19 protein-coding genes and 1 tRNA gene are annotated in these 20414 nt (G+C 68.3%); 8 read left to right on the top strand and 12 right to left on the bottom strand.

The features are described from left to right. The first annotated feature begins 43 nt into the window (after positions 1–43). Positions 44–817 carry a right-handed parallel beta-helix repeat-containing protein gene (locus tag D5S19_RS16630; RefSeq protein WP_120024260.1) on the top strand — a complete coding sequence of 258 codons (774 nt, stop codon included), beginning with the start codon at positions 44–46 and terminating at the stop codon, positions 815–817. Here D5S19_RS16630 and D5S19_RS16635 read toward each other — a convergent pair. Then, a complete protein-coding gene (locus D5S19_RS16635) occupies positions 781–1941 on the bottom strand; it encodes an acyltransferase family protein (protein ID WP_199730534.1) in 1161 nt (386 codons plus the stop codon). The genes D5S19_RS16630 and D5S19_RS16635 overlap by 37 nt on opposite strands. Positions 1942–2062: 121 nt before the next feature. On the opposite strand from D5S19_RS16635, the gene D5S19_RS16640 reads away from it, so the two are divergent. Genes D5S19_RS16640 through D5S19_RS16650 form a run of 3 tightly spaced genes read left to right on the top strand, consistent with a single transcriptional unit; the run spans position 2063 to position 4942 of the window. Further along, on the top strand, positions 2063–2992 hold the full coding sequence (locus D5S19_RS16640) for a glycosyltransferase family 2 protein (protein ID WP_158605548.1): 930 nt from the start codon (positions 2063–2065) through the stop codon (positions 2990–2992). Further along, complete coding sequence (locus tag D5S19_RS16645; RefSeq protein WP_233573982.1) at positions 2989–4497, top strand: lipopolysaccharide biosynthesis protein; 1509 nt, start codon at positions 2989–2991, stop codon at positions 4495–4497. Before D5S19_RS16640 ends, D5S19_RS16645 begins: the two co-directional genes overlap by 4 nt. A 1-nt stretch (position 4498) precedes the next feature. Further along, positions 4499–4942, top strand: coding sequence for a DUF2784 domain-containing protein (locus tag D5S19_RS16650; protein ID WP_158605549.1), 444 nt, complete (start codon positions 4499–4501; stop codon positions 4940–4942). Here the strand turns inward: D5S19_RS16650 and D5S19_RS16655 are convergent. The 3 genes from D5S19_RS16655 to D5S19_RS16665 form a co-directional block, all read right to left on the bottom strand. Then, complete coding sequence (locus D5S19_RS16655; RefSeq protein ID WP_199730535.1) at positions 4872–5885, bottom strand: hypothetical protein; 1014 nt, start codon at positions 5883–5885, stop codon at positions 4872–4874. The two genes, D5S19_RS16650 and D5S19_RS16655, sit on opposite strands and share 71 nt — an antisense overlap. A gap of 122 nt (positions 5886–6007) precedes the next feature. Further along, the gene (locus D5S19_RS16660) at positions 6008–6880 is read right to left on the bottom strand and encodes an LLM class F420-dependent oxidoreductase (protein ID WP_120024263.1); all 873 of its coding nucleotides are present in this window, start codon (positions 6878–6880) and stop codon (positions 6008–6010) included. Positions 6881–6919: 39 nt separating this feature from the next. Further along, the gene (locus D5S19_RS16665; RefSeq protein ID WP_120024264.1) at positions 6920–7888 is read right to left on the bottom strand and encodes a YncE family protein; all 969 of its coding nucleotides are present in this window, start codon (positions 7886–7888) and stop codon (positions 6920–6922) included. 142 nt (positions 7889–8030) lie between these two features. Between D5S19_RS16665 and htpX the strand changes: the two genes are divergently transcribed. Next, complete coding sequence (gene htpX / locus D5S19_RS16670) at positions 8031–8879, top strand: zinc metalloprotease HtpX (RefSeq protein ID WP_120024265.1); 849 nt, start codon at positions 8031–8033, stop codon at positions 8877–8879. A gap of 200 nt (positions 8880–9079) precedes the next feature. Here the strand turns inward: htpX and D5S19_RS16675 are convergent, their stop codons facing one another. From D5S19_RS16675 to D5S19_RS16695, 5 genes are all read right to left on the bottom strand, one after another. After that, the gene (locus D5S19_RS16675; RefSeq protein WP_120024266.1) at positions 9080–9826 is read right to left on the bottom strand and encodes an ESX secretion-associated protein EspG; all 747 of its coding nucleotides are present in this window, start codon (positions 9824–9826) and stop codon (positions 9080–9082) included. Between the two features lie 8 nt (positions 9827–9834). Then, complete coding sequence (locus D5S19_RS32025) at positions 9835–11238, bottom strand: hypothetical protein (protein WP_158605550.1); 1404 nt, start codon at positions 11236–11238, stop codon at positions 9835–9837. Continuing rightward, the gene (locus D5S19_RS16685) at positions 11238–11876 is read right to left on the bottom strand and encodes a DUF3558 domain-containing protein (RefSeq protein WP_233573984.1); all 639 of its coding nucleotides are present in this window, start codon (positions 11874–11876) and stop codon (positions 11238–11240) included. Before D5S19_RS16685 ends, D5S19_RS32025 begins: the two co-directional genes overlap by 1 nt. After that, positions 11873–12325 (bottom strand): hypothetical protein, encoded by a 453-nt coding sequence (locus D5S19_RS16690; RefSeq protein ID WP_147397425.1) that lies wholly within the window; start codon positions 12323–12325, stop codon positions 11873–11875. Before D5S19_RS16690 ends, D5S19_RS16685 begins: the two co-directional genes overlap by 4 nt. Positions 12326–12674: 349 nt before the next feature. Next, positions 12675–12756 (bottom strand) — tRNA-Tyr (locus D5S19_RS16695). A gap of 127 nt (positions 12757–12883) precedes the next feature. On the opposite strand from D5S19_RS16695, the gene D5S19_RS16700 reads away from it, so the two are divergent. Next, positions 12884–13375: a YajQ family cyclic di-GMP-binding protein gene (locus D5S19_RS16700; protein WP_120024270.1), complete on the top strand. Its 492-nt coding sequence runs from the start codon at positions 12884–12886 to the stop codon at positions 13373–13375. 70 nt (positions 13376–13445) lie between these two features. On the opposite strand, the gene D5S19_RS16705 is transcribed toward D5S19_RS16700, so the two are convergent. Then, a complete protein-coding gene (locus D5S19_RS16705; protein ID WP_120024271.1) occupies positions 13446–14108 on the bottom strand; it encodes a hypothetical protein in 663 nt (220 codons plus the stop codon). Positions 14109–14301: 193 nt separating this feature from the next. On the opposite strand from D5S19_RS16705, the gene D5S19_RS16710 reads away from it, so the two are divergent. Then, positions 14302–15450 (top strand): sialidase family protein, encoded by a 1149-nt coding sequence (locus D5S19_RS16710; protein ID WP_120024272.1) that lies wholly within the window; start codon positions 14302–14304, stop codon positions 15448–15450. A gap of 76 nt (positions 15451–15526) precedes the next feature. After that, positions 15527–16408: a glucose-1-phosphate thymidylyltransferase RfbA gene (rfbA, locus tag D5S19_RS16715; RefSeq protein WP_120024273.1), complete on the top strand. Its 882-nt coding sequence runs from the start codon at positions 15527–15529 to the stop codon at positions 16406–16408. Between the two features lie 495 nt (positions 16409–16903). On the opposite strand, the gene lon is transcribed toward rfbA, so the two are convergent. Further along, on the bottom strand, positions 16904–19306 hold the full coding sequence (gene lon, locus D5S19_RS16725) for an endopeptidase La (protein WP_120024274.1): 2403 nt from the start codon (positions 19304–19306) through the stop codon (positions 16904–16906). 96 nt (positions 19307–19402) lie between these two features. Continuing rightward, positions 19403–20251 (bottom strand): SAM-dependent methyltransferase, encoded by an 849-nt coding sequence (locus tag D5S19_RS16730; protein WP_120024275.1) that lies wholly within the window; start codon positions 20249–20251, stop codon positions 19403–19405. Positions 20252–20414 lie beyond the last annotated feature (163 nt).

The raw sequence follows: 20414 nt of genomic DNA on the forward strand, positions 1-20414 counted from the left end.
GCCGGACCGTATCGTCGGATCCGTGCGTACGGGGAGATGGTTGGTGACGGCGGCCGTGGTGGCCGTCGCCGCGGTCGTGGTGGTGGTCGTCCGGGAGGACGACCCACCTGCGGCGGAGCAGCCCGCCGGGTCCATGACCGAGGATCGGCCCGGCGCCGTCCTTTCCGGGCTGAACCTGCGCGGCATGCTCACCGTCACCGCGCCCGGGGTGGTGGTGCGGAACAGCCGCTTCACCGGCGACGGCAGCACTCCGTGGGCCATCCGGACCAACGGCGCGGGGTCCGTGCGCATCGAGGACACCGTGATCACCGGCGATTACACCGATGCCGGGATCTCCTACGGCAACTGGTCCGCGGTCCGGGTGGAAATCTCGGGAATGACCAACGACGGCGCGAAACTCGGGCCGCGCACCTCGATCACCGATTCCTGGATCCACGATTTCAAGCCCTCGCAGGGCGCGCATTCCGACGGGGTGCAGCTCACCGAGGACGTGGGCGACGTGGTGGTGAAGAACAACCGCATCGACATCGGGACGGGGGAAGGCGCCAACTCCGCGGTGTTCCTGTCTCCGGACATCGGTGGCGAGAACCCGAATGCCGGACCCGTCGTGGTCACCGGCAACACCCTTGGCGGTGGCGGATACACGTTCTACAGCGTCGGTGGCAACGAAGGCGCCCGTCTGCAGGATGTGACGTTCACCGGCAACACCTTCCGCCAGGACGCGCGGTACGGCGCGATCTACCCCACGGACTTCGATGTGCGCACGGTGTCGGGCAATGTCTACGAAGGCGGGGCACCGGTTCCGTTGCCAGGCTGAGCATGCCGCTTCGACCGGATCGCGGCGAGCAGCGCCGCCGCCGATCGATGCCGCTGGAACGGCAGCTCGAACACCGCCGCGAAGCCACGCGCGAACAACACCGCCAGCGGCACGGCCAGCACCGCGGTGAGCAGGAATGCCGGGGTGCCGGCCGGCAGCCACGCGCGAACCAGCAGGTGGCTGACCACCGCCACGATCGGCACATGCACCAGATAGAGGCTGTAGGAACACTTTCCGAGGAACCGCAGCGGCGCACTGTCGAGTACCCTGATCAGCCACGACGGCCGCCCCTGCGCCAGGCCGGCGAGCAGGGCCGCGACCGGGAACGCGGCGAGCAGATCGAGCCAGAAGTAATTGCCGATCGCCCGGACTGGGCCGAGCACGGCGATCAGGATTACGAGCGCCGCGCCGCCGGCGAGCGCGAGCCATGGCCAGGGTATCCGGCTGTCCCGCCGGATTCCCGCGGTCACCGCGCCCAGGGTGAAAAGCACCGCGAACTCGGGAGTCAGGTGCAACAGTGACATGAACACCGGCACCTGCCCGGACAGCGCCTCGATCAGCACCACACCCGTGAGCACGCACACAACGAGCGCGACCGCGCCGATGTTTCGCCGCAGCAGCAGCAAGAGCGGGAACAGCAGATACAGCTGGGCTTCCACGGCGATGGACCAGAACGCGCTGTTCGGGCTCGGCGCGGACACCACGTCCTGCACCAGGAACCCGTATGTCAGCAGGGATTTCCCGGTCGGCACCACGCCTGGTGTCTCGGTCACCAACAACCGGGCGACAAGGAAACTGAATATCAGCGCGGCCCAGTAGGCCGGAATGATCCGCCACGCCCGGCGACGCAGAAAGGTGCGGATCCGGCCGAGGCTCCACTCCCGGCCCGCGGGGCCGAGGGCAAGCGAGTAGCCGGACAGCACGATGAACACGACAACGGCGAGATGCCCGTACAGCAGCGGAGAAAGCCACAGCGGCCCGGTATCCGCGGGAAAGCCGGGGAACGAGAACAGCCTGCAGTGATGTACCACCACGAAGAACGCGGCGAGCCCGCGTACCCCGTCGAGTCCGGTGATCCGGTCAGGACCGGTCAGTGCGGGCTTGGGTACCTCGGTCACGTGCACGCCGCCCACTCCCCGGATAACGATGCTGTCCTCACTACATCGATGCCGGGCACCAAGTCGTAACGCCTTCCGGATATTTCCGATTCCGCTGATGGACCGTATGGCGGAAGGTGGCGTGGGGATGAGCAATGGAACGGACGAGCCGGGCAGATCGCGGCCAACGCTGTCGCTGGCGATGCCGATCTACAACGGTGACCGTTTCCTCGCGGAGGCGCTGGACAGCATCCGCGCGCAAGATTTCCCCGATTGGCGGTTGCTGATCTGCGACAACGCCTCCACCGACCGGACGGAGGTGATCGCGAAGGAGTACTGCGCGCTGGACGAGCGCATCTCCTACGTGCGTCACGAGCGCAACCTCGGTGCCGCGCGCAACCACAACTACGGCTTCCATCACACCGACGGCGACTACTTCGCGTGGGTGCACGGGGACAACGTGTACCTGCCCACCTACTTCAGCCGCTGCCTGGCGGAGCTGCGTGCGCATCCGGAGGCATCCTGCGCGCACACCGTCGCGGTGGACATCGACGTCGACGGCGCTCGCACGCACCGGTGGGACGAGCACCTGCGTGCCGGCCACGATGACGTCGCCCTGCGTTTCCGTGATCTGACCGAGCAGGACCACATGTGTTTTGCCTGGTTCGGCGTGGTGAACCGCGATCTGCTCGCGCAGACCTCGCTGCACGCGTCGTTCGACTCGGCGGACCGGCTGGAGATCGTGGAACTGGCGCTGCGCGGCCCGATCCGGCTGATCGACGAGGAGCTGTTCCTGCATCGCGAACACCCGGGCCGGATCATGCGGCAGGCACCCACCGCGCGCTCGCGGTACCTGATCCTGGATCCGGCGTGGCGGGGCCGGATCCCGTTCCCGGTGCTCAACATCGGCAAGCAGTACGCGCTCGCGGTGCTGCGTGCGCCACTGTCCACTAAGGACAAGGCGCGCTGCCTGCTGCAGCTGCGCGGCTGGCTGCGGACCAATTGGGCGCGGATCCTGCGGACGCTGGCCCGAGGCGGATACGAGTACGCGAAGCTCGCGGTGCGAGGCACGCGGTGACGACCCAAGCAGCTCCGCCCCGCTCGACGGCCTCGGCCGCGGCGAACGGCACCCGGTGGACCGTCGCGGCGATGATCGTGCGGCAGTTCGGCCGGCTGGGTTTCGCCGTGGTGCTGGCCCGCCTGCTCGGCCCTACCGATTTCGGTGTGGCCGCTGCGGCCACGGTCTACATCTCGCTGACCGCGGTCCTGCTCGAAGCCGGGCTGTCCTCCAGCATCGTGCAGAAACCGGAGCTGCGCCCGCAGGACGAGGGCGTCACGTTCTGGACGCTCGCCGCGATCGGACTCGCGATGGCCGGCGTGACCGTGCTGTTCTCCGATCAGATCGCCGCCTTCCTGGAGGTACCCGACCTCGGCCCGGTGCTGATCGCGCTGGCCGCCAGCCCGGTCCTCAAGGGAGTGTCCAATGTGGCGGCCGCGAAACTGCAGCGCGGCCTGAGATTCCGGGCGATGGCGATCACCGAGATCGGTGGCACGCTGGCGGGCGGGGTGCTCGGGCTGGTCGCGGCCGAACTGGGGATGCGGTACTGGGCGCTGGTCGTGCAGCAGGTGGGCACCGACCTGATCGTGCTGGTCCTCTGGTTCGCCGCGGCGGGCCTGCCGCGGATCGTGGTCGACCGGGAGGCGCTGCGGTATCTGCGGACCTTCGGCCTGCCGCTGGTGGGCGCGCAGCTGATCGGATACAGCACGCGCAACATCGACAACGTCGTGGTGAGCCGGTTCCTCGGGCAGACCGCCCTGTCGTACTACACCGTGCCGTACCGGATCATGCTGATCCCGGTGAGCCTGCTGGGCAACGTGGCCAACCGCGTCGCGTTCCCGGTGTTCGCCAGGGTGCAGGAAGATCCGGACCGGGTGCGTTCGGTGTTCCTGCGGATCACCCGGGTGATCGGGCTCGTCGTGCTCCCCTCGATGGCGGGCATCGCGGTGCTGGCCGACGACTTCGTGGAGACGGTGTTCGGAGCGCAATGGCTGCCGTCCGCGCCGGTGGTGCAGGCACTCGCGGTCACCGGGATCCTGCAGTCGCTGACTACCCCGGGCGGCTCGGTGTTCATGGGGCTCGGCCGTGCCGACGTGTCGTTCCGCTGGGCGTGGGTGCCGCTGACGTTCGTGGTCCCGGCGTTCTTCCTCGGGCTGCCATGGGGGGTCACCGGTGTCGCGACGGCCTACACGATCGCGACCGTCCTGCTGACGCCGTTCCTGGTCCGTGCGATCGGCCGGGTCGCCGGTTTCCGGCTGGGGTCCTGGGTGCACGCGGTGCTGCCCGCGTTCATCTCGACGATGCCCGCCGTGGCCGCCGCCTGGGTGGTGCACATCGTGCTGCGCCAGCACGATGTGCCCGCGGTGGTCACGCTGATCGCCGGAATGGGCGTCGTGCTCGCCGGGTACCTGATCTTCCTGCGAATGTTCTTCCCGGACCTCTTCCGCGAAGGCCTGGCCGCTGCGCGGCTGCTCACCACTGGCAAGCTCCTGCGGCCCGCTCCGCAGCCCGGATCGGGGGAATAAGTTGCTCTTCGCCCAGTTGCTCGCCTGGACGTTGCTGGTGCTCCACTTCGCGATTCTCGGATTTCTCTCCTTCGGGGGTTTCGTCGCGTGGAGATGGCCCCGCGCGTTATACGCGCACATTCCGCTCGTCCTGTGGGGCGTGGCCAGCTCCGTCTGGCCGCTGGCCTGCCCGGTCACCACCGCGGAGAACTGGGCCCGGGAGGCCGGCGGGCTGATTCCCTACGACCGCGGGTTCGTCGAGACCTACCTGGAAGGCGTGCTCTACGACCCGCACCACGTCAACCGGTTCCGCGCGGTGATGGCCCTGCTCGTGCTGATCGGGTGGGCGGGCGCCGCCTGGTGCGCCCGCCGCCGCAGCCGCCTCGGCCTGAGCCTCAGTCCTGCACCCGCCGCAGCCACGCTTCCCGCCAGTAGATGTAATCCGAGCGCGGGCAATAACGGTTGAACTGCCCGGCGCAGGTGATCTGGTCGACCACCACGCAGTCGCGCAGCTTCAGCATCCGGCCGCTGGACTCGTCGACGATCTTCTCGACCTTCCCGAGCACCCGGCCGCGCCGCCCGGCGTAGGGCAGCATCTCCGCGTCGAACCACAGGCCGCGGTTGCGGTTGTTCGGCCCCAGCGCGGCCATGATCTCGGCCTTGTCCCGGACCTCGACCAGCTCACCCGGTTGCAGATCCAGCCCGGCGGGCGGCTGCTTGGCCGCACCGGTGCCCCGGTAGAACGGGTAGAACGCGCCGTCCCGGATGCGCAGCCGGGCGGGCAGCTTGCGGGAGAGCTTCTGATAGTTGTTGAACACCGAGAGGAACAGGCTCCGCACCGTGGCCGCGAACGAGACGTTCCCGGTGCGCACGTCGTCCACGTACTGTCGCCAGTCGTGTACCGGAAGATAGGATGTGGCGCGGACGAGCTCGGTCGCCTGGCAGCGGTACCGCGGTTCGGCGTCCGTTTCGTCGTCCGGTTCCGGTGCGGCGGTTGTGCCGGACTCGATCACGGTGAGCGGCAACGGGATCGTGCCGGTCGCCGGGACACCGTCGCGGATCGGCGTGCCGTCGAGGCGTTCCAGCCATTCCTCCTTGAAGAACAGCTGGCACCCGGCCTGGCAGCCACCGTGCGCGCTACCGTCGCAGCGTGCTCCGGTCAGGTGTACCGCCCGGTCCATCCGGCGGGTGGTGCCGCGGTGGTTGATGGTGTCGCAGGTTTTGTGCGCACTCAGGTGTACCGGTAGTTCCCGGCCGGCGAAGGCCAGCGTTTCCGGCATCAGCGGAAGCCCGTCGAGGGTGCCGTTTTCGTCCAGTGTCGCGAGAATCTCCTCGGCAGTACGCACGCGGACGCGTTCGCCGGTGCGCAGAATGGGGCGGGAAGGGGCCGACGAGCCGGTGGCAGACATGCGTTTTCTCCCTGGATGGGCCGAGCGGTCTTCCAGGATGTCGTTGCCACCGCCGGGTTTTGTTACCGTGAGCGGCCACCGGAATGTGCCGGGTGGTGGAAAGCCACCACCCGGCGTGTCGATCACAGCCGCGCGGCCACCGGGATGACGTCCGTACCGAACTTCTCGATCAGGCGCAGGTCCGGAACCCCGGGAATCGAGCCGATCGCGGCGTCCACGCCGAGTCCGTGCAGGCGTTCGAGTTCCCGGCACAGTTCGGCGGTCTTTTCGCCGGACGGGCCGATGTCCAGCCGGTGGTAGGCGGTCTTGGTGATCTCGTTGTAGTCGCGGCCCTCGTTCTCACAATGCTGCTTGAGCACATTCAGCTTGTGTTCGAGTTCAGGGGTGTTGAAGATGTTGCAGGCGTCGCCGTATTTCGCGACGAAACGCAGCGTCTTGGTCTCCCCGCCACCGCCGACCATGATCGGCGGGCGCGGGCGCTGCAGGGCCTGCGGCACGTTCAGCAGCCGCTCCGCGTCGAAGTGCTTGCTGGTGAACGGCCCGTCGCCCTCGCCCCACATCTGCAGCACGTACTGGAGGTTCTCCTCCAGCAGCTCGAACCGCTCCTTCATGGGCGGGAACGGGAAGCCGAGGCCGCGGCATTCCTGCTCGTTCCAGCCCGCGCCGATGCCGAGGATCGCGCGCCCGCCGGAAAGCACGTCGAGCGTGGTGATGGCCTTGGCGAGCAGGCCGGGATGCCGGTAGAGCACACCGGTGATCACGGTGAGCAGCTTCGCGCGTTCGGTGTGCGCGGCGAGGTAGCCGAGCGTCGTGTACGCCTCAAGCATGTCGTTGTCGGCCGGGCCGACGCCGCCGATCTGGAAGAAATGGTCCATCACGGCCAGGTACTCGAACCCGGCCTCGTCGGCGGTCCGCGCGACCGCCGCGAGATCCGTGCCGAGACTGGTTGCTCCGCCGCTCCAGGTGAAATCGGGGATCTGCAGTCCAAGTTTCATGTACTCGACGGTATACCTGGAGTAACCCCAGCCGCCCGATCAGAAACCGCGCACGACGGTGACCGTTCCGTGCAGCGGATCGGTCACGTACACCGTGCGGCCGCGCTGATCGACGGCCACGTCACCGGGATTCACGCCGAGGCTCAGCTCGCCGTTGAGCACCTCGTTCTGCCCGTCCACTCGCGACAGTCCATTCTGTCCGCCATTGGTGTACACGGTGCCGGAGTCCTGATGCACGGTGACCGCGGAGGCTTCGCTGCGCAGCAGCACCGTCTTGGTCTGGGTGCGGGTCACCCCGTCGACGATGGACATGTGATGGATCGCGGAGTTCGCGACGAATACCCGGCCGGTGCGCTCGTGCACGGCGATCCCGGTGGGGGAGGCGCCGACCGGGACGCTGCCGGTGAACTTCCCGGCGTCCAGGTCGCAGATCTCCACCGAGTCCGTGCCGGGGCTGGTGCAGTAGGCCCGGCGCCTGCCCGGATCGACCGCGATCCCGGCCAGTGCGGGTTTCGGGGCGGGCAGCAGGGCGGCCTGGGTCAGGCTGACCGTGTCGAGGACCGCGAAGCCGCCGGTGCTGTTGCTGACCGCGTAAACCACCTGGGCGCTCACGTCCACCGCCACCGACGATGCCCCGGCACCGGCCCCGATCACGCTCAGCGCACGGTGGGTCACCCCGTCGAACACCAGCACCGTGCCGGCGGGCGGATTGGCGACGTAGATCCGGTTGACGTTCGCATCCACCGCCAGATCGCTCGGCGCACCGCCGGTGACCAGCACGTCGACCACTTGCCCGGCGTTCGGATCGAGCACGGTGACCGAACCGGACACCGGGTCCGCGGCGTACACCAGCCCGGTGACCGGATTCACCGCCAAGGCGGATGGCGAGCCGCCGACCTGCACCACGCTGACCTGCCCGGTCGCCCCGGCCGGCGTCGCGAGCAACCCCGCGGCACCCACCGTGACCAGCGCGAACAGGCTTCGCCTCGGGAACCGCGGATCCCGCATCGCATCCCCCTGCCCGGTGGCCGGTCGGTTCGGTTGCTCGCCGACCCTAACCCGGGGAAGGATCTCGGGAAGGAACTTCGGATCCCCCGATCGCGTTGTTTCCGTTGAGTAATCACTGTCAGGAGGGACGGAGGCGAGTCGCGTGCACCGGCACCAGAATGGGCTGAAAACGGCGTTGCTGCTCGGCCTGCTGTCCGCGATCATCATCGCGATCAGCGGACTGTTCGGCCGCGGCGCGCTGATCATCGGCCTGGTGCTGGCGCTGGGCATGAACGCGTTCGCCTACTTCAGCTCGGAGAAGATGGCGCTGCGTGCGATGCATGCGCGTCCGGTTTCCGAGGTCGAGCAGCCTGTGATGTACCGGATCGTGCGTGAGCTGGCCACCTCGGCGCGGCAGCCGATGCCCGCGCTGTACGTCAGCCCGACCGCGGCGCCCAACGCGTTCGCCACCGGCCGCAACCCGCAGCACGCCGCGGTGTGCTGCACCACCGGCATCCTGGAGCTGCTCGACGAGAGGGAGCTGCGCGCGGTGCTCGGGCACGAGCTGTCCCACGTGTACAACCACGACATCCTGATCTCGTGCGTTGCCGGGGCGCTGGCCGGCGTGGTCAGCGTGCTGGCGAACATCGCGTTCTTCTTCGGCGGCAACGACCGCGAGGGCAACCCGTTCATGTCGCTGCTGCTGGTACTGGTCGGCCCGGTCGCCGCCGGGGTGGTCAAGATGGCAGTCAGCCGTTCGCGGGAGTATCAGGCGGACGCCTCCGGTGCCGAGCTGACCGGCGATCCGCTCGCCCTGGCCGCCGCGCTGCGCAAGCTGGAGTACGGCACCCGCGCCGCGCCGCTCGCCCCGGAGCCGGCCGTGGTGTCGCAGTCGCACCTGATGATCGCGAACCCGTTCCGGCCCGGCGCGGGGCTGAGCAAACTGTTCTCCACGCACCCGCCGATCGAGGACCGCATCCGGCGGCTGGAAGAGATGGCCCGGGGGCGCTGAGACACTCCACGGTGGCCGTCTCCGGATCGACCCCGTGCGCCTCGGCGTTCGCGAAGATCGCGTCCCGCAGCCAGCCGGACAGCCCGGGCGCCAGGCCGTCGTAGTGGGTGGAAAAGCCATCCTCGCTAGTGAACTTGTCGGCACAGGGCTTCGGTATTCGTCCATGCCGACGAGCATGTGGCCCACCTGCGGGGTCAGGGTCAAGCGAAGTCTTCTTTGAACCCGTTCAGGATGCGGTCGAGCGCGCCGACCAGATCGGTGCGGCCGCCCGTGCCCATGGTGGCGTCCTGCTCGCCGCAAGTCGCCAGGATCCGCCCGGACCGGGTGAGGTCGTACACCGTCAGCGGGACACTGCGGCGCCGGTTGCCGTTGTTCCGGACCGCCGCGTAAATCTTGTGCACGGCAGCACGCTCGGCGCGCATCAGGTGCCGCATCACGTCGGCTTGCCCGGACAACTCCGACAGCGGGTCGGTGTTCGTGCCGTCAAGGTAAGCCGTAGGCACCCGCAGGCGGGAGATCCGGGCCGGCGCGTAGTCCGGCAACGCGTCGACCAGGCTCACCGTCAGGTCTTGCGGCAGAATCGGGTCGAGCTGGATCGTCCGGTGGTCTGTGATCAGTCGGACCGCGCCACGGCCCGACGCGGCGACCTGGATTGCGCCGTCGTTGCCTGCTCGCGGGAAGTTGCTCCATGCGTACAGCTCTCGCTGCGCCGCGGCGAGAACTGTGAGCGTGGCCCGATACTGCGGATCGAGCGCCCCGTCCACGCCGGCCAGACCGAGCCGGGTGAGGGCGTCGATGGTGCTTCGCCGCAGTGCCATGGCGGCGCGGTCCGTCCGGTAGGTCTGATCCGGTCCGATGACGATGGGCGGTTCCGCGAGTCCCGCCAGCTCGCAGGACGCGATGAACACTGGCCGGGGCATGCGCACCGGCTTGTCGATGATGTGCACGGACTCGTTCAGCCCCCGATGGTCGGGGGAGTGGGTGGCAGCCCCGTCCTCGGGTCGAGCAGCCGTTCGCCGTCGTCGTCGGTCAGGCTGAACGCGGAATCGTCGTCCACGCCGTACTTGCGCTGGTGCTCGGCGTCTTCTTCGCCTTTGCCCTTGCCGCCGCCCATCCCCATCCCGCCCATGCCCGACGCGCCGCGTGCCCCGGCCGTCCCACGCCCGGCTGAACCTCGCAGGCCGCCTTCCGCTAGGGCTCCACTGCCCGCACCACTGCCGACGCCTGCACCGGCTCCACTGCCCGCGCCTCGGCCCGCGCCGCTACCGAGGCCTGCTCCGGCTCCGCGGCCTGCGCCACCGCCGGTGCCCGCTCCGCCGTTCAAGCCGCCCCTCAGTCCGCGGCCGCTCGCCCCTTGTCCCACCCCAGACGAGCCACCGGGTCCGAACCCACCCGTAGTGACCCCGCCAGGTCCGAACCCTCCGGCGGCAACCCCGCCAACCGACTCGGGAGCCCATGCCGAACCACCGCCGTTCCCCACGGACAAGCCCGGCATCGACGAAAACGGGAGCGCACCCGGCCGAGAACCGGACCACGACGGCGGAACATACCCCGCCGCCTGCGTCCCATTCCCATCCTGCCCCGGAGAGACGTAGTGATTTCCCGGCGCCGCCCCTGCAGAATTGGCCGCCGGTGCAGCGACGTACGAACTGCCCCCAACATCGGACCGTGGCACCGAATGCCCATTGATTCCACCGGCCGACGCAGGCGAAGAAAGCGACGCGGGGGAATCTTGCGGCGTCAGGGAGATATCGCCGTTAAATCTCGTCAGCTTCCCATAGTCGCCCTTGAGTCCCTGTCCGCTGGTCTGCGCTTGCTGCGCATAACTTTGGTAGCGATCAAGATTTTCCTGCGCCAGCTTGTTGTACCGGTTGATCTGGTCCTCGGTGTCGGTGTCCCACCACGTCGCCTCGTCCCAGAAGTTCTTGTGCGGCGGTGTATTCGGCATCGGCTGCAGCGCCTTCTTCATCTCCTCGAACCCATGCGCGAGATCGGTGAGATTCTGCCCGTTACCGGTGTAAGTCTGCGCCGCCGCCGTGGTCGCCTCAAAGAACTGCTTGATCCGCGCCTGTGCGGCATCCGCCCCACCCCCGGTCCACGCCGATTCCAGCCCCGCACTCAGCCGCTGCACCCGAGACCCGGCCTCGTCTTGCCGACCGGCCAGCTTTCCGGCCTGCTCCGCGCCTTGATGCCAGCTCTGCGCACCTTGGCCGGCCAGCACCTTTTGCACCAGCTCCGGCGCCGGAACCGCCTGATCACCGAGGTTCCCGTGCCACGCGTCCTCGACCCACTGCTCCGCGTCGTTGAATCGCTCGTTGAGCCACTTCACACCATCGCCGACCAAGTCGAAGAACCCCATCACGAACCCGCTTTCTGCCGCAGGTTCGTGACCACCATGTCCGCCACCCGCGCCGTCAGCTGACAGGGGTCGGCCTTGCCCCTTTTGGCATCGCTGAGGCCCAGCGACGCATCAAACGACAGGTCATTTGCGATACCCACACTCACCAGGCACAAATCTGCCGGTGTGCCGGTGTCGGAACCGGACGTCATATAGGCGACGGCGGGAAACCCCTGGATGGGCGGTAGCTCCCGCCACACTTTGGCCTGCGGTTTCGTGTTCTGGTAGATGATGCTCAGTCCGCCATGCGTTTCAACGTCGTAGCCGACCCCCACCACGGCCCCGCTGTCACTGTTATGCCATTTGCAGTCGCGGCCGAGTCCGGGGATGTTGTCCGGCTTACCCGCAGGCGCCATGCCGAGGATCTGCTTGAGTTCGTCCGAGGTCAGTGCTTCCTGACAGGGCTGCCCGGAAAGCGCTGACGCAGGCAGTGGATGCTCGACCTTTGGGGCACCGCTATGGGGCAGCGCTGCGTCGGCGGATGACGATGCCGGTGTGGTGCTCGCCGGTGCGGCGGCAGATCCGCTGGAGCATCCGGCGATCACCGATACGGTCGCAGCTGTGCTGAGCAGCGTGGTGAGCGTTCGCCGCGTCATCATGCGAATCCCTCGCCCTGCCCGCTGGCGGCCGCATTCTTGACGTCGGCTCCGGCTTGCTCGTCCGAGGACTGGATGATCCCCAACGCCTTCTCCAAGCGTTTGACCAGCTCGTCGGCGTGGGCATACAGCTGATTTACCTGAGCCTCACCCGCGACGAATGCACCCGGCGGTTGACCGCGGTTGACAAGGAGTTCGTTGTAGCCGTTGCTGCCCGGCTCGTCCGCCGGCGACGTGACCCGCGTCAGCCTCGCCGCATCGATACGCATGTCCCGGAAGTCTTCACGGACGCCCTTGGCCAGGTTGAGCATGCTCATGGCGTCGTCGTGGCTGAGGGCGAATCCCGGGCCCCCGCTCGTCGCCGCACCGGCTGCTCCTCCCCCGCCGAAGCGATCCCCGACGCTGAAGTTGAGCCCGTCGAGCCAGCCTGGCTGTTGTGCAGGTTGAGACATTCCATCCCCCTCCGATGACGCCCACATCTGTGGACCGCTGTACAAGCGTAGCCAATTGCCCACAAGCAACGTAGCGGAACGGTCACTCTGGGGTGGCCAGTTCACGGAAAGAGACAGCCGTCACCCGGGCCGAGATTTTCGCGCGGCAGCAGCTCCGAAAGGACGGCAGACAAGCGCGGGACGGCGTCGCGAAGGCGCGGCCTCTGAGTCTCGAAACCCGCGGGCGAAATGCGGGCGCGTTTGTGGGGCCGGACAACCGGAAACGGCCGCGCATAACGCACACCGCCGCCCAACACAAGACCACCCCCGTGACCGGTTCCTGCTGGTCACGAGGGTGATGTCGCTGGTGTGGCAGGTGAGGGATTCGAACCCCCGAAGGCTGAGCCGTCTGATTTACAGTCAGATCCCTTTGGCCGCTTGGGTAACCTGCCAAGGCCGGGCGACCGGCCGGGAAGAAGAATACCCAACGCCCGGCTGCGGGGGTCAACCGGGATGCCCCGGGGTGGTCAGGGGCTAGGCTGGTGGCCCCTGACGAGCGAGTACGAGGTGTGAGGACACGTGGCGGATCCCTCTTTCGACGTGGTGAGCAAGGTCGACCGACAGGAGGTGGACAACGCGCTGAACCAGGCGGCCAAGGAGCTGGGCACGCGGTTCGACTTCCGCGGGACCGGGACCGGGATCACCTGGGCAGGCGAGGAGGCCATCGCGATCGAGTCGGAGACCGAGGAGCGGGCGCTGGCCGCGGTGGAGGTCTTCAAGGAGAAGCTGATCAAGCGGAACATCTCGCTGAAGGCCTTCGAGGCGGGCGAGCCGGCCATCTCCGGGAAGATCTACAAGATCGGCGGCAAGATCCTGCAGGGCATCGCCTCGGACAAGGCCAAGCAGATCGCCAAGTTCATCCGTGACGAAGGCCCGAAGGGCGTGCAGGCCCAGATCCAGGGCGACCAGCTGCGGGTGTCGGGCAAGAAGAAGGACCAGCTGCAGGAGGTCATCGCCCTGCTGAAGGGTGAGGATTTCGAGATCGCGCTGCAGTTCACGAATTACCGCTGACGCACGGGTTCCGGCCTGCGGGTATCCGTTCGGGCGGGTATTCGCGGGACTCGGGCCGGCGGGACGAAGCTCATGAAGCCGTGAAGGTCCAGTCCCCTTTGTAAGCCTCCACCGCCACGAACGTCGGCCCGGGCACCTCGAACGTGCCCTCGTACTCGCCGACCTGGTTCACCGCCAGTTCGCGAGTCCCGTACGCCTGGACCCAGACCGCCTCGTGGCCGTCCGACTTCGTGGTGAAAGTGCCCTCGGTCACGCCCGCGGGAATGGCCAGGACCGCGTCGCCGTGGCCGGAATGGGGTTTGCCGGCTTCGACGGCCGGCAGGCTGCGGTGGTCGGCGACGGTCACGGTCCACGGGGCGTTCGCGGAGATGTGCAGGGTCCGCGTCGGCTTGCCGTTGCGGTCGACGTTGAACCACACCGTGCCGTGGTAGCTGCCGATCGCGTTGATCAGGCCGAAGTCGGTGCCGTCGGAGTTGACGATGACGTTCGCATTGCACTTCGGGCAGTCGAAGGTCAGGTAGCCGGGGACTTCTCCGGGCCAGTCCAGGGTGACCGTGCCGTTGCCTTTGCCTTGGTGTGTCTCGGTTTTCGCCTCGGTCGGACGTGGGGGAGGGGCGACCGACGCCGGCTCTTCCGGCACGATCGCGCCGATGCCGGTTCCCGACACGGCGCAAGAACTGGTGATCAGGACGGCAGCGCAGACTGCCGCGGCACGCATGCCCGCGTGGGCCATTTCCGGTTTCCCCCTACAGATGCCCCGGCGGGGCTTTCGGGAGGTTCGTCGCCACCCTGCCTCCGGTCGTTACGCGCCGCCGGGTGGGAAACCCCACGAACGGGTGGATCCCTGCCCTGACCTGCGGAAGTCGCGCGGCTGGCGACCGGGTGCGTGATGTAATCGCGCGACTTGTCGCCAGAGAGGGTTCTACATGCGCCGCTGGACTCCCGTGATCGCTTTCCTCACCTCGCTGGTGGCCCTCGCGGCCGGGCTCACGCCGGCGAGCGCGGTGGTCGACAAACAGCAGCTGGTACCCGGGTACGGGTCCTACCCGCGGCTGATCCGGCTCGAACACTCGGCATTCGGCCGTGGAACCATCATCGCGGCGCTGACCAGCGAGGATGATAGCGGCAAGTTCACCCCGATCATGGAGAGCACGGACGAGGGCGCGAGCTTCCACAAGATCGGCGAGGTCCGCGATCCGGACGCCAGGTCCGGCCAGTGCTGCGGCACGCTCTACGAACTGCCCCAGCGCGTTGGCACGCTGAAGGCGGGCACCCTGCTCTGGGCGGCGAGCTACCGCCAGGACGCGGGTCCCCAGCGGCGCATCGGGATCAAGGTGTGGGCCAGCCGCGACGGCGGGCACCGGTGGAGCTTCCTCGCCGAGGCCGCGCGGTCGCACAATCACGACGGCATCTGGGAGCCGGAGTTCGTCGTCGACGCTGGCGGCACGCTCTGGCTGCACTACGCGGACGAGACCCAGGCCCCGCAGTACGCGCAGGTGCTCAACCGGGTCGCCTCCACCGACGGCGTGCACTGGGGTACCAAGCAGCTGACCATGGCCATTCCGCCGGACCGGGTGCGCCCCGGCATGCCGATCATCCGCCGGCTGCCCGACGGGCGGTACTGGTTCGGCTACGAGATCTGCAACTACGGCGACCGCTACTGCGATCCCTACTACAAGATCTCCACCGACGGCGCGAACTGGGGCGATCCGGCCGATCCGGGCACCCGAGTGGTCACCGCTAACGGCAATTACTTCCAGCACGCGCAGACCCTCACGCTGTTCCCCGGCGGTCCGAACGGGGTGCGGCTGGTGATGGTCGGGCAGATTTACACCAACGCGCTCGGCAAGCCGCAAGCGGGTAACGGGCAGACCCTGCTGGTCAACGACGACCTCGGTGAAGGCAACTGGTACCCGATGCCCGGTCCGATCCTGATCACCGGGATCTACAACAACTTCTGCCCCAACTACTCGTCCACGCTGCTGCCGGTGGACGACGGGAAGAACGTGCTGGAGATCGCCACCGAATACAACCTCGGCTGCAAGGCCTACTACGGCAAAGGGCCGCTCTTCTGAAATTCCGGGCGTCCCTCGCCAGGCACTCGGTACGGTGAACGAGGCGTCCGTAGGCCGAACGACGAGGGAGCGGTAAGTGAAGGGCATCGTGCTCGCGGGAGGTAGTGGTACCCGGCTGCACCCGATCACCCAGGCGGTGTCGAAGCAGCTGCTGCCGGTGTACGACAAGCCGATGATCTACTACCCGATCTCGGTGCTGATGCTGGCCGGAATCAGGGAGATCCTGATCATCTCGACCCCGTCCGACCTGCCGAACTTCCGCAGGCTGCTCGGCGACGGCAGCCAGTACGGGCTCTCCTTCTCCTTCGCCGAGCAGCCGAGCCCGAACGGGCTGGCCGAGGCGTTCGTGATCGGCGCGGACTTCGTCGGTGACGATCCGGTGGCGCTGATCCTCGGCGACAACATCTTCTACGGCCAGGGCTTCTCCACCACGCTGCGCACCGCGGCGCAGGACCTGGCGGGCTGCGTGCTCTTCGGCTACCAGGTCAAGGACCCCCAACGCTACGGCGTCGGCGAGGTCGACGAGCACGGCAAGCTGGTCTCCATCGAGGAGAAGCCGGCCCACCCGCGGTCGAACAACGCGATCACCGGGCTGTACTTCTACGACAACGAAGTGGTCGACATCTCCCGCAACCTGAAGCCCTCCGCCCGCGGCGAGCTGGAGATCACCGACGTGAACCTGGCCTACCTGCGCCGCGACCGGGCACAGCTGATCGAGCTGAGCCGCGGTTTCGCCTGGCTCGACACCGGCACGCACGACTCGATGCTCGAAGCCGGCCAGTTCGTGCAGGTGCTGGAACACCGCACCGGGGTGCGGATCGCCTGCCTCGAAGAGGTCGCGCTGAAGATGGGCTTCATCAGCGCCGACGAGTGCTACGCGCTCGGCACGAAGCTCGCCAAGTCCGGCTACGGCGAGTACGTGATGAACGTCGCCCGGGTGGCGGGCTCCACCGGCTGACCCGACTGTCCGAAAAGGACGGTGGTGGAGCAGGCCGGCGTCTCCCGATCGGCTTTTGAACACCGGGTCGCCGGGCAGCGGCATCCTCAAGCGTGGTGATCTCGACGGCGGCTGCGGCCGGGATGGCGGTGACCGCGCTGGGCATGGCGTTCACGCCCGGGCCGACATGATGTACCTGGTGTCGCGCAGTATCAGCCAGGGCCGGATGGCCGGGTGGATCTCGCTCGCCGGGACCGGTGCCGGTTTCTCGCCTACCTGGAGATGGCCAACCTCGGGCCGGCAGTGGTCTTCGTCGCGGTGCCGTGGCTGTAAAGTCTTCTGGTCAACGCGCTGGTCGTGCTTGTCGCCCGCCGGCCGTCCTATGCGGTCTGGCAGCCGCGGATCACCGGCACCATGCTCGGCTGCGTGGCTCTGCCGCTCGCCGGGGAAGTCCCGGCCAGAGCGCGAATCTGACCGGAGCGTGGCCCCGTCCCGGAGGACGGGGCCACCTCGTGGTCAGGCCGCCTGGGGCAGCGGGGCCGCGGCCGGGGTCAGCGCCAGCTCCAGCACTTCCCGGACGTTGGCCACCGGGTGGACGTCGAGCTGCGACAGCACTTCCTCGGGCACGTCGTCCAGATCCGGTTCGTTGCGCTGCGGGATGATCACCGTCTTCATCCCCGCCCGGTGCGCGGCCAGCAGCTTCTGCTTGACCCCGCCGATCGGCAGCACCCGGCCGGTCAGCGAGACCTCGCCGGTCATCGCCACGTCGGCGCGCACCACCCGGCCCGACAGCAGGGAGGCCAGCGCGGTGGTCATCGTGATCCCGGCGGACGGGCCGTCCTTCGGGACCGCGCCTGCCGGGACGTGGACGTGGATCCCGCGCTCCTTCAGATCGCGCACCGGCAGCTCCAGCTCCGCACCGTGGGAACGCAGGTAGGACAACGCGATCTGCACCGACTCCTTCATCACCTCGCCGAGCTGCCCGGTCAGCTGCAGGCCGGTCGACCCGCTTTCCGGATCGGCGAGCGAAGCCTCGATGTAGAGCACGTCACCGCCGGCCCCGGTCACCGCCAAACCCGTTGCCACGCCTGGGATCGACGTGCGCTGGGTGGCTGTGGGCAGGGAGGACTCCGGCACGTGCCGCGGACGGCCGAGGTGGGTTTCCAGATCCGCCGCGGTCAGCGTGACCGGCAGGGACAGCTCGTCCAGCGCGACCTTCGTGGCGATCTTGCGCAGCACCTTCGCGATCGTCCGGTTCGTGTCGCGCACACCCGCCTCACGGGTGTACTCGGCGGCGATCCGGCTGAACGCCTCGTCGGTGAACGTCACGTCGCCCGTGGCGAGCCCGGCGCGGGTCAGCTCCCGCGGCAGCAGGTGGTCCCGCGCGATGGTGACCTTCTCGTGCTCGGTGTACCCGTCGAGGGTCACCAGCTCCATCCGGTCCAGCAGCGGGCCGGGGATGGTCTCCAGTGCGTTGGCGGTGGCCAGGAACACCACGTCGGACAGGTCCAGCTCCACTTCGAGGTAGTGGTCGCGGAACGTGTGGTTCTGCTCCGGGTCCAGCACTTCCAGCAACGCCGCCGTCGGGTCGCCGCGGTAGTCGGCGCCGACTTTGTCGATCTCGTCCAGCAGCACGACCGGGTTCATCGAGCCGGCTTCCTTGATCGCGCGCACGATCCGGCCGGGCAACGCGCCGACGTACGTGCGCCGGTGCCCGCGGATCTCGGCCTCGTCCCGTATTCCGCCCAACGCGACGCGGACGAACTTCCGCCCCATCGCCCTCGCCACGGATTCGCCGAGCGAGGTCTTGCCGACCCCGGGGGGACCCGCGAGCGCCAGCACCGCGCCGGAACGCCGTCCGCCGACCGGGCCGAGACCCGACTCCGCGCGACGCTTGCGGACGGCCAAGTACTCGATGATGCGTTCCTTGACGTCGTCGAGGCCCGCGTGATCCGCGTCGAGCACGGCGCGCGCGGCGGCGATGTCGTAGACGTCCTCGGTCCGCTCGTTCCACGGCAGCTCCAGCACCGTGTCCAGCCAGGTCCGGATCCAGCCGCCCTCGGGCGACTGCTCGGAGGTCCGCTCCAGCTTGTCGACCTCGGCCAGCGCGGCCTTCTTCACCGGCTCGGGCAGCTCGGCGGCCTCGACCCGGGCGCGATAGTCGTCGTCCTCGCCGGTGCCGTCGAGTTCGCCCAGCTCCTTGCGGATCGCTTCGAGCTGGCGGCGCAGCAGGAATTCCTTCTGCTGCTTGTCCATGCCCTCCTGCACGTCCTTGCGGATGGTGTCGGTGACCTCCAGCTCGGCCAGGTACGCCCGGCTCCATTCGAGGGCCTTCTCCAGGCGGGCGCTCACGTCGAGCGTGGTCAACAGGGTCAGCTTCTGCGCCGTCTTGAGGTACGGCGCGTTGCCGGACAGGTCGGCGACCGCGGACGGCTCTTCCAGTTGCTGGACCGCGTCGATCATCTGCCAGCCGCCGCGTTGCTGCAGCAGCGAGATGACCACGCTCTTGTACTCGGTGGCCAGCTGCGCGGACCGCTCGTCGGTGGTCTCGGTGACTTCGCCGGCGTGCACCCAGCGCGCCGCGCCAGGGCCGTCCGCGATCCGGCCGACGGTCGCCCGGCCGGTGCCGCGCAGCAGCACCGCGGCGTTGCCGCCGGGAATCCGGCCGACGCGTTCGACGGTGGCGACCGTGCCGAACTCGGCGTACTCGCCGTCGATCCGCGGCACGATCAGGACCTCGGCCTTGCCCGCCGCACCGGAACGGATACCGGGGAAGGACGCCGGGGCGGGGGTGCGGGCCTGCGCGGACTCCACTGCGGCCCGGGTCTCGGTGTCGGTGAGGTCGAGCGGGACCACCATGCCCGGCAGCACGACGTCGTCATCGAGCGGGAGCACGGGCAGGAGGCGGGTGTCGGACATGTGCACTCCTCGGATAGTTGAGTCTGTCTTGCTCAACTCTCCGAAGGGTGGGTTTGTTTCCCAGGGAGTGTTCGCTGGCAGCGATCAGGCCACCGATCAGGGCTTGCGCGCCACCCCGCACCAGGCGAACGGCGTGGCCTCGGCCTCGATCGCGTTCAGCTTCCGTTCCGGACGCCAGTCCGGCAGGTGCCGGATCCCGGGTTCGAGCAGCGGCCAGCCGCCGAAGAACGGTTCGATCTCCGCGCGATCGCGCAGCCACACCGGGTTGCTCGTCTTGCGGTACTGCTCGACGAACCAGCGCAGCCCCTCCAGCGCGGGCCCGCTGCCGTCGCCCTCGGTCATCTGGGAGATGGCCAGCCAGCTGCCCGGCGCGAGCGCCGCCCGATAGTTCGCGACGACCTCGTCGACGCGGTCCTGGGGGCCGAAGAAGTGCAGCACCGCCATCATCATCAGGCAGACCGGCCGGTCGAAGTCAATCAGCTCGCGGGTGCGCGGATTGCGCAGCACCGCACGGGCGTCGCGCACGTCGGCCTGCACAATGCCGGCCCAGTCGGTGGCCGCCTCGTCCTCCAGGATCAGCGTCGCGTGCGCCACGGCCACCGGCTCGTAATCGACGTAGACCACGGTCGCGGTGTCGTCCTCGTCCAGCTCGGCCTCGATCACCTCGTGCACGTTGCCCGCCGTGGGCACGCCGGAGCCGAGATCGATGAACTGCCGGATGCCCGCGTTCAGCGCGGCCCGCACGACGCGATTCATGAACTCGCGGTTCTGCTTCGAACCGGGGCGCACGAGCGGCCACTGCTGTTCCAGCTTCTTGCCGAACTCCCGGTCCACGGCCCAGTTCTGCTTTCCGCCGAGGAACCAGTCGTACACCCGGGCCGCGGACGGCTTTTCGGTGTCGACGCCTTCGGGTGCGCGTGGTGCGGAATCCGGCTGCTCGGTCATCGAGACTCCCCTCGTCCGGGCCCAAGATTAGCGCCAAGGCTGTGAAGGGCACCTTCACGGACGCTGAGTCCAGGGTGTCGGCAAAGTCGGTGTAGAGGTCCGTGAAGGGACCCTTCACGGACTCTGAGTCTGTGAAGGGTCCCTTCACGGACCCGAAACCGGT

This window comes from Amycolatopsis panacis (assembly GCF_003600245.1).
Taxonomy (GTDB): Bacteria; Actinomycetota; Actinomycetes; order Mycobacteriales; family Pseudonocardiaceae; genus Amycolatopsis; species Amycolatopsis sulphurea.

What these genes read in the sequence shown, in the direction of transcription:
- D5S19_RS16640 (WP_158605548.1), top strand. Translation starts at nt 2,063, where the DNA reads ATGAGCAATGGAACGGACGAGCCGGGCAGATCGCGGCCAACGCTGTCG.
- D5S19_RS16655 (WP_199730535.1), bottom strand. Translation starts at nt 5,885, where the DNA reads ATGTCTGCCACCGGCTCGTCGGCCCCTTCCCGCCCCATTCTGCGCACC.
- D5S19_RS16660 (WP_120024263.1), bottom strand. Translation starts at nt 6,880, where the DNA reads ATGAAACTTGGACTGCAGATCCCCGATTTCACCTGGAGCGGCGGAGCA.
- D5S19_RS16665 (WP_120024264.1), bottom strand. Translation starts at nt 7,888, where the DNA reads ATGCGGGATCCGCGGTTCCCGAGGCGAAGCCTGTTCGCGCTGGTCACG.
- D5S19_RS32025 (WP_158605550.1), bottom strand. Translation starts at nt 11,238, where the DNA reads ATGGGGTTCTTCGACTTGGTCGGCGATGGTGTGAAGTGGCTCAACGAG.
- D5S19_RS16685 (WP_233573984.1), bottom strand. Translation starts at nt 11,876, where the DNA reads ATGATGACGCGGCGAACGCTCACCACGCTGCTCAGCACAGCTGCGACC.
- D5S19_RS16690 (WP_147397425.1), bottom strand. Translation starts at nt 12,325, where the DNA reads ATGTCTCAACCTGCACAACAGCCAGGCTGGCTCGACGGGCTCAACTTC.
- D5S19_RS16705 (WP_120024271.1), bottom strand. Translation starts at nt 14,108, where the DNA reads ATGGCCCACGCGGGCATGCGTGCCGCGGCAGTCTGCGCTGCCGTCCTG.
- D5S19_RS16710 (WP_120024272.1), top strand. Translation starts at nt 14,302, where the DNA reads ATGCGCCGCTGGACTCCCGTGATCGCTTTCCTCACCTCGCTGGTGGCC.
- lon (WP_120024274.1), bottom strand. Translation starts at nt 19,306, where the DNA reads ATGTCCGACACCCGCCTCCTGCCCGTGCTCCCGCTCGATGACGACGTC.
- D5S19_RS16730 (WP_120024275.1), bottom strand. Translation starts at nt 20,251, where the DNA reads ATGACCGAGCAGCCGGATTCCGCACCACGCGCACCCGAAGGCGTCGAC.